This window comes from Halomonas sp. S3-1-1, assembly GCF_023757625.1.
Taxonomy (GTDB): Bacteria; Pseudomonadota; Gammaproteobacteria; order Pseudomonadales; family Halomonadaceae; genus Vreelandella.
Genome location: NZ_JALGBZ010000001.1, coordinates 758,595 through 770,817, shown reverse-complemented (window position 1 = coordinate 770,817; position 12,223 = coordinate 758,595). Strand labels below are relative to the sequence as shown.

Genomic DNA, 12,223 nt, shown 5'->3' with positions numbered 1-12,223 from the left:
CGGCCGAATAGCTAGCGTTTCAGGAAGTTGCTCTTCACCAGGTGGACGACCTCGTCCATGCGCCCGCTGAGCACCGCCTTGGCGGAGTAAAGCGCGGTGGCGGCGACCTGGCCGGATTCCACTTTGGGCGGCATGACCAGCTCCATCGGGTTGGTCATCACGTCTAAAAGCGCCGGGCCGGGCTGCGCCAGCCACTCGGTCACCGCGGCGTCGAGCTCGTCCTCGCGCTCGACGCGTTTACCCCAGAGCCCGATGGCGCGAGCGACATCGCCGAAGTTGGGGTTTTGAAGCTCGGTGTAGGCATCGAGCATGCCCTCCACCTTCTGCTCGAGCTCGACGAAACTCAACGACTGGTTGTTGTACACCGCGATTTTCAGCGGAATCTGATGCTGCGCCAGCGTCAGAAGATCGCCCATCAGCATGGAGAGCCCGCCGTCGCCGCACAGGGCGATCACCTGACGGCCCGGGTAGGCGAGCTGAATGCCCAACGCCTGAGGGTAGGCGTTGGCCATGGTGCCGTGCTGCAGGCTCGACAGCGTCTTGCGCTCCGGCCCGGTGTGGATATGGCGCAGCATCCAGACGTTGACGCTGCCGGTGTCGGCGGTGAACAACGCGTTTTCATCGCTTAACCGGTCGATGGCGAGTGTCAGCTCCTGAGGGTGAATCGTCGTGTTGCTCTTCGTGTCGTGCGCCGACTTCTCGAGAGATTTTTTATAGCGCTTCAGGCACTTGTCGAGCCAGCTCGTGTGCTCGTTGGCCTGGACGCTTTGCACCAGCGCCTCGCAGGTTTCAGCGATGGTGCCGATGATGCCGACATCCACCGGGTAGCGCTTGCCGATCTGGGTCGGTTCATGGTCGACCTGAATGATCTTCGCCCCGTCCGGGTAGAACTGGGCAAACGCGAAGCTGCAGCCGAGCAGCAGCAGCGTGTCGCACTCCGCCACCGCGTGATAGCCACCTTCCAGCCCGTATACGCCGGTCATACCGACCTGGTAAGGGTTGTCGTACTCGATGTAGTTCTTGGCCCGCGAGGTCCAGGCGATCGGCGCGTTGAGCTTTTCCGCCAGCGCCATCACTTGGTCGCGGGCGTCCTCGCAGCCGGCGCCGGCGAAGATGGTGATCTTGCCGCCTTTATTGAGTTCGCGCACCGCCGGTACCAGCGCCTCGGCGCTGGGACGAATCGAGTAGTCGAAGGTGTGGGCCTTGAAGGTCAGCTCATTGGAGGGCTTTTGGGTCATGACGTCGCCGGGCACGATCAGCACCGCCACGCCGCGCTTGGCGATCGCCGCCTGGGCAGCCATGGCCGCGGTGCGCCCGGCCTGCTCGGGAGACGCGATGGTTTCGCAAAACACGCTGTACTGTTTGAAAATCGCGCTTTGATCCACTTCCTGAGGGAAGTGGTTGCCGACCTCACCAAGGGCAATTTGACTGGCGATCAGCACGACCGGCGCATTATTGCGGTGGGCGTCGAACAGGCCGTTGACGAAGTGCAGGCTGCCCGGGCCGCAGGAGCCCGCGCACAGCGCAAGCTCACCGGTCATGTAGGCCTCGCCGCCGGCAGCAAAGCCCCCGACCTCTTCGTGGCGCACGCCGACCCACTCGATCTCGCTCGTCCTGAGCGCATCGGTGAAGTGATTGAGCGAATCGCCCACCACGCCGTAACAGCGTTTGGCGCCGGCATTTTGCAGGGTATTGACGAGAATTTCGGCTACATTGGCGCTCATTGGGCGACTCCATTCGCAGTAATGATACAAGACCCGTTAAAGCCTAGTTGCTTTAACGGGCTTTTGCCGACTTTCACCAACACCGACTCATGCTGCAATGCAGCATGAATGCGCTATACTGTCGCTGCGGTTCGCAACAGGAGGACACGCAATGACCGATACCCTGATGCACGGCTATCGCGAAAGCGATCGCCGTGGGCTGACAGGCGGTAATAATGAAGTATGGTGTTTCTGGGAGCAGCAGGCTCTTTGGCAGCGCCAGGCGGCGGAGAAATTCGCCGCGCACATCGGTTAGGCTCGCAGCCGCGATAACCTTTCTCGTAAAGCCGGCGCCGCGCGCCGGCTTTTTTTCGCGCGCTCTACCGCTCGGCTTGCTGTGCGCTCAGATACGCCTCTTGCAGAACGTACATGCGTTTGACGTCGCGATAGCGCCCGTTGATGAAGAACTCCTGCACCAGATGCCCTTCCTCGATGAAGCCGCAGTCACGATACAGGTGCACCGCGCGGGTGTTCTCGACGGCGACGATCAAATACACCTTGTGCAGGTTCAAAATGGTGAATGAATAACCGAGCGTCTGATGGATCATCGAGCGCGCGTAGCCGCGCCCTTGGTACTCCGGCGCGACGATGATCTGAAACTCGGCGCTTCGATGGATGTAGTCGATCTCGATCAGCTCGACCAGCCCGATGGAAACGCCAGCGGCGTCCTGCACGACGAAACGACGCTCGGCGTTGTCGTGGATATGCTTATTGTAAAGCTCCTCGAGCTCGTCAAAGGACTCGTAAGGCTCCTCGAACCAGTAGGACATGACGCTTTGGTTGTTGTTGAGCTCATGGATAAAGCGCAGATCGCTTCGCTCAAGCGCGCGCAGGTACAGAACCGGGTTCATCGGCGGACTCGCTGAGAAGGCGTTCAAAAGAGAAAAAGTCGGCCAGCGGGTGGGGCGCGCCTTCGATCAGCGCGCGCAGAAGCGGCGCGCCCATCATCGAGTAGCTGATGCCGTTACCGCCGTAGGCCAGGGCGAAATAGACGTGCGGCCCCCACCGTTTGCAGGCACCGAAATAAGGCAGGCCATCCTCGGTTTCGGCGAAGGTGCCAGCCCAGCTAAAGGTCGGGTTGATCTCGAGATCCGGCCATAGAGCCTCGACCTTGCGGGCAAGACCGTGCGCCTTGTCCATCACACGGTCGTCGCGCCGCGCCGGGATATCGGTGTCGTCGTCGTCGCCGCCGACCAGAAGCCGTCCTTCGTCGGTGGCGCGCATGTAAAGGTAGGGCCTGGCCGACTCCCACACCAGCGTATGGCGCAGCTTGCCGAGCTTTTCCGGCGCAATGGGGTCGGTCACGAAGGCGTAGCTGCTGCGATTTTTCGCTACCGGTGCGTCCAGCCAGCGCTGAGACTCATAGCCCGCCGCGATCACCACTTTCCCCGCATTGAGCGTCGCGCCGTTTTTAAGGCGCACCTGCACGCCGTCAGCAACGGGGTCGATGGTGTCCACCTCGGTGCGATCGAACACCTCGCCGCCCAAGCTTCGCACGCGCTCAAAAAGCCGGTACGCCATCAGATAAGGGTCGAGACTGGCGGCCAGCCGCGACAGGATCGCACAGGGGGCCTCGATGCCGTAGGCTTCATAAAGCGCCTCGCGATCCAACCACTCCATGTCGAAGCCGTGCTTCTCGCGCAGGGCGAACTCGGCTTTGAGCGCCGGTACGTCCTCTTCGCTGGTGGCGTAGTAGAGACTTTCATGACGCTCGAAAGAGACGTTACCGAGCTCCCCGGCCAAGCGCTCGAGGGTCAAAATGGCATCGGCGCAGCCCTGGTACGCCATCACCGCGTGCCGCTCGTCGTAGCGCTTGGTCAAGTCGACCAGGTGAGTGTCGATTTCGTACTGTAAAAGCGCGGTACTCGCCGCCGAGCTGCCCCAGCCAATGTCGCGGCGCTCGACCACCACCACGTGGTGGCCGTGCTGGCAAAGCTCATCGGCGATCAGCGCGCCGGTGATGCCGCCGCCGATGACGAGCACATCGCAGGCGTGGTCGCGCTCCAATTGAGGAAAAGAGACAAGCAGGCCATTTTTCACCGCCCAGAACGGATAACCGCTTTTCAGATCCATTTTATCGCCTTCACGTGGCTGTACTGTGAACCATTGTTTTGTTACCTATGGTTCTGTTAACCATAGCGGCTGGCGCTCGTCTTGTCCGTAGCCTGCGGCAAGTAAAGCGCCAGCCATCAAAGGAGCCAGCCCCGTGATCGATCTACGCAGCGATACCGTCACCCGCCCGAGCCAAGCCATGCGCGAGGCGATGCTCGCCGCCGCCCTGGGCGACGACGTGTGGGGCGACGACCCCACCGTCAACGCCTTCCAGCAGGATTTGGCCGAGCGCGCCGGAAAAGAAGCCGCCCTGCTCTTCCCCAGCGGCACCCAGAGCAACCTGGTGGGGCTGATGGCGCACTGCGAGCGCGGCGACGAGTACATCGTCGGCCAGAGCGCCCACACCTACCGCTATGAAGGCGGCGGTGCGGCGGTGCTGGGCAGCATTCAGCCCCAGCCGATCGAAAACGCGCCGAACGGCACACTGCCGCTCGAGAAAGTCGAGGCCGCGGTTAAGGCCGACGACCCCCACTTCGCCCGCACCCGACTGCTGGCGCTGGAGAATACCATCGCCGGCAAGGTGCTGCCCGCCGACTACGTTGAGAGCGCCGTTGCGCTTGCCCGACATCACGGCCTCGCCACCCACCTGGACGGCGCGCGGCTGTTCAACGCCATAGTGGCTACGGACAGCTCGCTTGAGGCGATGTGCCGGCCGTTCGATAGCGTGTCGCTCTGTTTTTCCAAGGGTCTCGGCGCGCCAATCGGCTCGGCGCTGGTCGGCTCCCACGCGTTCATCAAAAAGGCGCGGCGCTGGCGCAAGGTGGTCGGCGGCGGCATGCGCCAATCCGGGCTGATCGCCGCGGCCTGCCAGTACGCGCTCGATCACCACGTGGAAGGGTTAAAAGACGACCACCGCCGCGCGGCGCGCTTGGGCGAGGGTCTGGCGGCGATGCCTGGGCTGACGGTGACGTCTCAAGCGACCAACATGGTGTTCACCCAGGTCGAGAAGGGCCATATCGCCCCGCTCGCCGCGTGGCTCAAGGAGCACGATATTCTGCTCGATCTGGTCTACGCCACGCGTTTTGTGGTGCATCGCGATATCGACGACGACGACATCGAGCGCGTGATCGCGGTGATAAAAGCGTATTTTGACCGCCAGGCGTAGGTACTGGACGTAATCGTACTCAAAGCCGGCGTAGCCCCCACATGAAGTAGGCGCCGCCGATGAGCGAGGCGACCAGCCCCGCGGGAATGTCGTAGGGGAACATGATCTGGCGGCCAATGAAGTCCGCCAGCACCATCAACAGCGTGCCGATCAGGGCAGCGCCCAGCAGGTGCCACCAGGCGCGGGAAAAGCCCATCAGCCGCGCCATGTGGGGGGCCAGCAGGCCGATGAACGACAGCGGCCCGACCACCAGCGTCGCGCAGGCGGTGAGTACCGCCACCAGCAGCAACAGCGCCAACCGCGCGCGATTGAGCGCGATGCCGAGCCCCTGCGCGGTCGCCGCCCCCAGCGGCAGAATGTCGAGCCAGCGGGTAAAGGGCAGCGCCAGCAGCAAAAGCCCCGCCGCCGCCGCGCCGACCAGCGCCGCGCTTGGCACATCGACGTAGTAGGTGGAGCCGGCAAGCCAGGCGATCACCTGCTGGCCGCGCGGGTCGCCGCCGGCCAGAATCACCCCGCGCACCGCGTCGAAAAGCGCCCCGATGGCCACGCCGCTGAGCAGAAGCCGCTCCGGCGCAAAACCGCTTTTGCGGTTGATTAGAATCAAAAATCCAAGCGTGGCCAGCGCCCCGAACGTGCCCGCGCCGACCAGCAGCGCGCTGCTCGACGCCGGCAGCCAATAAATACCGAGTATCAGCGCGATCGCGCAGCCGCCGCTGATGCCCAGCACCTCCGGGCTCGCCATTGGGTTACCGGAAAGCCGCTGCAAGAGCGTACCCGCTACCGCCAGCATCAGCCCGCTGGCCGCCGCCGCGATCACCCGCGGGGCGCGCCACTCCATGACTGCGGCGTCGAAAGGCGAAACGACGCTCATGCCCTGCCCGCTTTGGCCGACCATCAGGGCCAGCAGTACCGCGCCACCAAGCGCCACCAAAAGCCCCGCCGCCAGCCGCCCCGGTGCCGCGTGGCGACGCAGCGCCACGTGGGAGGCCTCGGGCGGGCGATCGCTTCCAAGCTTCAAGCGCGGAATCAGCCACAGCAGCAGCGGCGCGCCCAGCGCTCCGGTCACCGCGCCGGTGGGTAAAAGCGTTGTGAGCTGGCCAGAGAAGCGCTGTAGCAAAAGATCCGTAGTCGCCAGCAGCACCGCGCCCAGAAGCGTTGAAAATACCAGCCGCGGGCCAAGGCGCCGGGCACCGGCCATACGCGCGATGTTCGGCGCCGCCAGGCCGATAAAACCGATGATGCCCACCACGCTGACCACGCTTGCGGTAATGAACACCGCCACGCCCAGCCCGGCCAGGCGCAGGTACTTGAGCGAAAACCCCAAGCTTTTGGCACTGGCGTCGTCGAGCTCCAGCACCACCAGCGGGCGAATCAACAGCGCCGCGGCCACCGCGCTGAGGGCCAGGCGTATCGAGAGCGTGACCACGCCCTCCCAGCCATTTTGCGCAAGCGACCCCGCCCCCCAGATCAAAAGCCCCGCCAGGGTTTCATGATTGAACAGCAGCACCGCGGTGCCCAGCGCCCCTAAATAGAGATTGACTACCAGCCCCGCCAGCACCACCACCACCGGCGCCAGGCGCCGCCGCCAGGCAAGCCCGAACACCAGCGCCATGGCCGCCGCACCGCCGCCAAGCGCCACCCATTCACGCCCAAACGCCAAAATCCCCGGCGCCAGCAGCGTGGCCAGCATCAGCGCTAGGCTAGCGCCGCTGGCCACCCCCAGGGTGGTCGGTGAAGCCAGCGGGTTGCGCAACACCTGCTGCATCAACACGCCGGCCAGCGCCAACGCCGCGCCGGCCAGTAGCGAGATCAAAAGCCGTGGCCACCAGGCAAAATGCAAAAGCTGAGCCTCGACGCTGGAAAGTGTTGGGTCAAACAGGCCCTCCAGGCTCGCGTCCAATCCGCCTTGAGCCATCATCGCGGTGGCGAGCAGCACGGCCAAAGGCAGGCCGAGCAGACCAAACGTCACAGTGCTGCGTAGGTGGGGTATCGACGGCACGGCTAACAAACGCCTGGAGAAACGATAAAAACTAAATCATGCGCTGTCATGAAAAGCCGGCCACAGAAAGAGAAGGAAAGAACAAAAAGAAATAATTCGACGCCAGGATTCTAAATGATAAGTATTAACACTACAATTGGACGATTCATTTGCTCATACACCCGGGAGCCGCGCATGTTCGACGTGCTGAACGCCCGCTTTACCGTTGCCGGCAAGCCCTTGCTTCACTCCATCTCTCACACGTTCGAGCAGGGCAAGGTCGTAGGGCTGATCGGCCACAACGGCTCGGGCAAGTCGACGCTTATCAAGCTGCTGGCCCAGCAGAATGCGCTTTCCGGCGGCGATATCCTGTTCGACCAGCGCCCGCTCGCCCAGTGGGGGCACCGCGAGTTCGCCCGCCAGGTTGCCTATCTGCCCCAGCACCTGCCCAGCGCCGACAACCTGACCGCCCGCGAGCTGATCGGTTTTGGCCGCTACCCGTGGCACGGGCTTTTGGGCCGTCATACCCAGAAAGACCGGGACGCCATTGAACGCGCCATCGCCCTGACCCACACCCACGCCTTCGCCGACCGGATGGTGGATACGCTCTCCGGCGGCGAGCGCCAGCGCGTCTGGCTCGCCATGCTGCTCGCACAGGGTAGCCGCTTTTTGCTGCTCGACGAGCCGCTGGCCGCACTCGATATTGCCCACCAGATCGAGGTGCTGGCGCTGACGCGAAAGCTCTGCGACGAGCTCGATCTGGGTGTGATCATCGTGCTGCACGACATCAACATGGCCGCTCGCTACTGCGACAAGCTTTTGGCTCTGCACAGCGGCCGGCTGCTGGCGCACGGCACGCCGGACGAGTTGATGGACGCCCAAACCCTGGAGGCGATCTATGGGCTGCCCATGCAGGTGATCGACCGCCCCGGTGGGCGCTCCCCCATCGCCGTGGCCCATTAAACGCGCCGATACGCGTGCGGAATTCGTCGCACGCGGTTTAACTGATAACCATTATCGATTAATCTAGGCGTTGACCGGTCAATGTCTCGATGCCCCTGGAGTGCGACGATGCCCCTGGCTTTCAGCGAACCCGACATGCTACGCCCCACCACGCTCGCCGAGTGCTACACCGACCGGCTGGCGCACCTGACGCCGCCGCGCATAGGCGGTACGCCGCCCGCGGGCGCCATCAAGGCGTCGCGTTGGCGCAACCCGGCGCTTTTGGAGCAGAGCATCGCACCTTACGCGGCGCGCTTTGCCGGCGGTGATCGCCGCGCGGTCACCTCGCTCTGGTCGAAGTGGCTGTTTAGCTCGCTCACCGTGCCCACCGTCGTTTCTCACCTGCTGCTCGACCGAAACCCGCCGGTGGCGCTGGATGATGTGTACGTGCTGCCCAACGAGGAAGGCTGCGTGACGGGGCTCTGGCTTGCCCGCGAAGGTGAATCGATGACCACCGATGATCCGGTCGAGCGCTTCTCGACGCTGATCGACGGGCACTGGGCGCCGCTGATCGAGCGCCTGTCGACGCTGGTGGGGCTGGCCCCGCGCGTGTTCTGGAGCAACGCCGGCGGCTATCTCGACTACTACGTCAACCTGCTGGCCGATCACCCAAGCGTTCGCCCGAATGCCCTCGCCGCCGCCCGCGCCCTTTTGGAGTCGCGCACCCTGGGCGGCCAGCGCAACCCGCTCTACCAGCCGGTACGAAGCTACCAGCCCAAGGGCTCGGATGAAGTCAAGCAGGTGCGCAAGCTCTGCTGTCTACGCTACCTGCTCGATGAGTTCGAGGTCTGCAGCAACTGCCCGCTCGAAGGGTGCGACCGCCAAGTACGACGCTGATCACACCCTTCTCCCGCGCGTTTTTCACGGCTGCGTGATCTGCGCCACCGCGTCAAGGCTTGCCTGAGCGCGCTGCTCGCCTTCGAGCTCGAACAAATGACCTGCGGACATTTCCAGCAGCCGGTCGGCGTGCACGAAGTAGCTATCGTCATGGCTGATGGCGAAGACCGTCGTGCCCATCGCTTTCAGGTGGGGCAACAGCTCGCGATAGAAAAGCCGGCGAAACTGCGGGTCCTGATCCGCCGCCCATTCGTCGAGCAGCAGCACGTCGCGCTCCTCGGCGATGGCGAGCAGCAGCGCCAAGCGCTTTTTCTGGCCCTGGGAGAGCTGGGTATTGGTGACGCGCGCGCCCGCCCACTCGAGCTTGTGCGCTATTTGCAGCCGCTCGAGCCAGCGCTCGACCAGCACCGGGTCTGACGGCCCGCCGCCTTCGCCCATGAGCTGATCAAACGCGTGAAAGTCGGTGAATACGCTCGAAAAGCGCGCGCGAAAGGCGTCCCAGTTGTGCGCGTCGATGCGCGTATCGTCGATCTGAACGTAGCCGCTCTGCGGGCGGTAGAGCCCCGACAAGAGGCGCGCAAGCGTCGACTTGCCGCTGCCGTTGCCGCCGATCAGAAACACCTGCTCGCCGCGGTGCAGGGTCAAGTTCACCGGGCCGACCTTGAACGCGCCCTGGCCGCTTGCGTCTCCCGGGTAGGCGTAGGTCACGTCCACCAGGCGGATGCACTGCCAGTCGCGCAGCGTGTCCTTGACGGCAAAGTCGGCGCGGTATTCGGCGAGCTCCAGGCTTTTGAGCTTGTCGAACGCGACTTGGGCGCTGATCAGCGTCGGCCAGGCGCCGATCGCCTGAATCAGCGGAGTGCGCAAAAACAGCAGCGTCAGCGCGAAGGTCGCCGCCGCCGCCGGGCTCGCCCAGCCGAGCACGTTGGCCATGAAGAACACCACGCCGATGGCGCCGAGCATCATGATGTTCGACCAGTTGCCGGCGCTCAGGTGGTAAGTGTCCGCGCGAATGATGTGATACAGGTAGGTTTTGGCGTTCGCGGTGTAGGTCTCGTCGAAAAAGCGCCGGGCGCGGTCGCGGTTGAGGGTGAGCTCCTTGCGCCCTTCGATGGCGGTCTGGTAGTCGCGGTATAAGAGATCCTCGCTTTCGCGCACCAGATGAAAGTGGCGATACACCTTCGACACCAGCCACCAGCCGATGCCCATGGTCGCCGCCATCCAGAGCACGGTGACCAGCACCATCTCCGGCGAAAGCCACGCCAGATACGCCACGCACGCCACGGTCATCACCACGCCCTGCACGAGCTCCGGCAGGCGCACGAAGCCAATGGTGATGTTGCGCACGTCACTCGAAAGGCTCGCCAGAAGAGTAGCGTTACCCACCCGCTCGATGCGCTCGATATCGGTATCCAGAATGCGCTTCAATAGCCGGCTGCGTAGGTTGTAGACGAAGTAGTGGCCCAGTAGCGTCAGCGCCAGCTGAGTGGCCAGAGTGACCGCCAGCAGCAGCGTCAAGAGCCCGAGAAACGGTACCAGCACCGACAGCGTACTGTCGGCGACGATCAGGCGCTGATTGATGAACGCGATGACCCCGACGCCCAGCCCGGCGCTGAAAAGACTCAGCCCGATGGCGCCTAAAAAGGGCCAGCGGTAGTGCGTAAAGACCACCCGCAGCAACTCCATTCTCACCTCCCCCGTTGACTGGACGACGAATTGTGACGCACTCGGCCCGCAAGTCAACAAAAGTGAGTGATTTGCATTTACACCAAACCTCCGCCTCGCTCACGCCGCTTTTCAACAGGCGCTAACGAAAAAGGGACCGGCCGCGTTCGCGTACCGATCCCTTGTCTCGACCGCCTGTGGGTCAGTCGAAAAGACTCATCCGCTTCACGACGTTGTCGCGTTTGATCCGCCAGTGAAAGAGCGCCCCGCCTACGTGCAGCACGACCAGCACCAGAATCGCCCAGCCTAATGCTTCATGCCAGCCAAAGAGCGTTTGGGAAAGCGCCGCGTTCTCGCTCAAAAAGCCCGGCAGGTGCCAGACGAAGAACTCGACCGGATAGCCGCCGGTGGCGGTGGCCGCCCAACCGATCAGCGGCATCAGCACCAGCGCGATATACAAAAGATGGTGCACGCTTTTACTCACCACCCGCTCGAAGGCGTTCAAGGGCGGATCGTGATCCGGCACCACGAACGCGGCCCGGGTGATGATTCGTAGCGTCATCAGCAAAAGGATCGTCACGCCCAGCGTCTTGTGACCGGTGTACATCACGTTGGTCACGGTAGTGCCCAGCGCGCTGGCGGTACGCTCGAAGCCCCAGGTGCCCAAGGTCAATCCCGTGGCCAGCGACACGAGCACCGCCGCGGCGACCAGCCAGTGCAGCACGCGGTGAGGATAAATGTAGTGGTCCAGCTCGTGCATCGGTGGCTCCTGACGCCCAGGTTCTGTCTGAAAACAAGCTTGTGGGTGAAAACAAGCCTGTGGATGAAACTGCCCTTAACCTTATAACGCTTCGCCAATTGCCGCTAGCTGTTCGCGAATTAACTCGCCCAGCCGCTTGGCGGGCTCCGTCGGTCGGTGCGGCGCCCGGTGCAGCGCCAGCTCGATCATTGGAAGCGTAGGTAGCCCGCTCGCTTCGTCCAGCGGGCGAAGCGAAGGCGTAAGCATGCTGCGCGTGACCACCACGACGGCAAGCCCGGCGGTGACGATCGGCGCAAGCCCGGCCATCGACTGGCTGGTATAGGCCACGCGCCAGTCCCGCCCGGCGGCCTGAAGCGCCTGCTCGGCCACTTCGCGAAACACGTCGGCGCCTGGCGAGTAGAGCGCCAGCGGAATCGGGTCACTTAGAAGCGGCTGCTGGTTCATGCCCACCGCCCATAACAGCGGCTCGCGCCGAATGACCTCGCCGCCAGGCGAATTGCGCTGGCGCGTGACCAGTGCCAAATCGATATCGGCGTTTTTGACCTGCTCAACCAAGTGCGCGCTGGTTCCACAGATCACCGTCAACCCCACCGCCGGGTAAAGCTGGTGAAAGTAGGCGAACACCGATGGTAAAAGCGACGCGTAATCTTCGGGAATCCCTAAGGTCAGGTCGCCGGTGACCTGTCGGGCCTGCATGTCGCTAAAGGCTTCATCGTTGAGCGCCAGCAAGCGTCTGGCGTGGGCTAAAAGCCGCTCGCCTTCCTGAGTAAAGCGAATCCGGCGACCTTCGCGTTCGTGAAGTGTTAAGTCCAGCTGCCCTTCCAGGCGCTGTAGCTGCATGCTTACCGTGGACTGGGTATAGGCCAAACGCTTGGCGGCCGCGGTGACGCTGCCGGTATCGGCGATCGCCACGACGGTGCGAAGCAGCGACAAGTCGAAAATGGGTGCGCGCATATATCACCGCTGTTGATAGGCATCATCATTAAAGATCGATATTGTGA

At 63.4% G+C, this 12,223-nt stretch carries 11 protein-coding genes; 4 read left to right on the top strand and 7 right to left on the bottom strand.

What is annotated here, in order from left to right:
* Positions 1 to 11: 11 nt before the first annotated feature.
* Entirely contained in the window at positions 12 to 1,724 is a 1,713-nt protein-coding gene (locus MQW23_RS03685; RefSeq protein ID WP_252106462.1) for a thiamine pyrophosphate-dependent enzyme, read from the bottom strand.
* 151 nt (positions 1,725 to 1,875) lie between these two features.
* On the opposite strand from MQW23_RS03685, the gene MQW23_RS03680 reads away from it, so the two are divergent.
* Positions 1,876 to 2,019 carry a hypothetical protein gene (locus MQW23_RS03680; RefSeq protein WP_252106461.1) on the top strand — a complete coding sequence of 48 codons (144 nt, stop codon included), beginning with the start codon at positions 1,876 to 1,878 and terminating at the stop codon, positions 2,017 to 2,019.
* A 64-nt stretch (positions 2,020 to 2,083) separates the two neighbouring features.
* Here MQW23_RS03680 and speG read toward each other — a convergent pair whose 3' ends face one another.
* Positions 2,084 to 2,614 carry a spermidine N1-acetyltransferase gene (speG, locus tag MQW23_RS03675; RefSeq protein ID WP_252106460.1) on the bottom strand — a complete coding sequence of 177 codons (531 nt, stop codon included), beginning with the start codon at positions 2,612 to 2,614 and terminating at the stop codon, positions 2,084 to 2,086.
* On the bottom strand, positions 2,583 to 3,836 hold the full coding sequence (locus MQW23_RS03670; protein WP_252106459.1) for an NAD(P)/FAD-dependent oxidoreductase: 1,254 nt from the start codon (positions 3,834 to 3,836) through the stop codon (positions 2,583 to 2,585). The genes speG and MQW23_RS03670 overlap by 32 nt, the downstream gene beginning before the upstream one ends.
* A gap of 133 nt (positions 3,837 to 3,969) precedes the next feature.
* Between MQW23_RS03670 and ltaE the strand changes: the two genes are divergently transcribed.
* Positions 3,970 to 4,980, top strand: a complete 1,011-nt coding sequence (gene ltaE / locus MQW23_RS03665; RefSeq protein ID WP_252106458.1) for a low-specificity L-threonine aldolase — start codon at positions 3,970 to 3,972, stop codon at positions 4,978 to 4,980.
* Between the two features lie 19 nt (positions 4,981 to 4,999).
* On the opposite strand, the gene fhuB is transcribed toward ltaE, so the two are convergent.
* Entirely contained in the window at positions 5,000 to 6,979 is a 1,980-nt protein-coding gene (gene fhuB / locus MQW23_RS03660) for a Fe(3+)-hydroxamate ABC transporter permease FhuB (RefSeq protein ID WP_264297468.1), read from the bottom strand.
* A 174-nt stretch (positions 6,980 to 7,153) separates the two neighbouring features.
* Between fhuB and MQW23_RS03655 the strand changes: the two genes are divergently transcribed.
* A complete protein-coding gene (locus MQW23_RS03655) occupies positions 7,154 to 7,921 on the top strand; it encodes an ATP-binding cassette domain-containing protein (protein ID WP_252106457.1) in 768 nt (255 codons plus the stop codon).
* A 108-nt stretch (positions 7,922 to 8,029) separates the two neighbouring features.
* Positions 8,030 to 8,797, top strand: coding sequence for a siderophore-iron reductase FhuF (fhuF, locus tag MQW23_RS03650; protein ID WP_252106456.1), 768 nt, complete (start codon positions 8,030 to 8,032; stop codon positions 8,795 to 8,797).
* A 24-nt stretch (positions 8,798 to 8,821) separates the two neighbouring features.
* Here the strand turns inward: fhuF and MQW23_RS03645 are convergent, their stop codons facing one another.
* The 3 genes from MQW23_RS03645 to MQW23_RS03635 all read right to left on the bottom strand — a co-directional run bounded on the left by MQW23_RS03645 (position 8,822) and on the right by MQW23_RS03635 (position 12,176).
* A complete protein-coding gene (locus MQW23_RS03645; RefSeq protein WP_252106455.1) occupies positions 8,822 to 10,483 on the bottom strand; it encodes a multidrug ABC transporter permease/ATP-binding protein in 1,662 nt (553 codons plus the stop codon).
* A 181-nt stretch (positions 10,484 to 10,664) separates the two neighbouring features.
* Positions 10,665 to 11,222 (bottom strand): cytochrome b, encoded by a 558-nt coding sequence (locus MQW23_RS03640; protein ID WP_252106454.1) that lies wholly within the window; start codon positions 11,220 to 11,222, stop codon positions 10,665 to 10,667.
* 81 nt (positions 11,223 to 11,303) lie between these two features.
* Positions 11,304 to 12,176 carry a LysR substrate-binding domain-containing protein gene (locus MQW23_RS03635; protein ID WP_252106453.1) on the bottom strand — a complete coding sequence of 291 codons (873 nt, stop codon included), beginning with the start codon at positions 12,174 to 12,176 and terminating at the stop codon, positions 11,304 to 11,306.
* Between the last annotated feature and the right edge of the window lie 47 nt (positions 12,177 to 12,223).

Coding starts and splice junctions, on each gene's coding strand:
- MQW23_RS03645 (WP_252106455.1), bottom strand. CDS start 10,483: ATGGAGTTGCTGCGGGTGGTCTTTACGCACTACCGCTGGCCCTTTTTA.
- fhuF (WP_252106456.1), top strand. CDS start 8,030: ATGCCCCTGGCTTTCAGCGAACCCGACATGCTACGCCCCACCACGCTC.
- MQW23_RS03680 (WP_252106461.1), top strand. CDS start 1,876: ATGACCGATACCCTGATGCACGGCTATCGCGAAAGCGATCGCCGTGGG.
- MQW23_RS03635 (WP_252106453.1), bottom strand. CDS start 12,176: ATGCGCGCACCCATTTTCGACTTGTCGCTGCTTCGCACCGTCGTGGCG.
- MQW23_RS03640 (WP_252106454.1), bottom strand. CDS start 11,222: ATGCACGAGCTGGACCACTACATTTATCCTCACCGCGTGCTGCACTGG.
- MQW23_RS03655 (WP_252106457.1), top strand. CDS start 7,154: ATGTTCGACGTGCTGAACGCCCGCTTTACCGTTGCCGGCAAGCCCTTG.
- MQW23_RS03670 (WP_252106459.1), bottom strand. CDS start 3,836: ATGGATCTGAAAAGCGGTTATCCGTTCTGGGCGGTGAAAAATGGCCTG.
- MQW23_RS03685 (WP_252106462.1), bottom strand. CDS start 1,724: ATGAGCGCCAATGTAGCCGAAATTCTCGTCAATACCCTGCAAAATGCC.
- speG (WP_252106460.1), bottom strand. CDS start 2,614: ATGAACCCGGTTCTGTACCTGCGCGCGCTTGAGCGAAGCGATCTGCGC.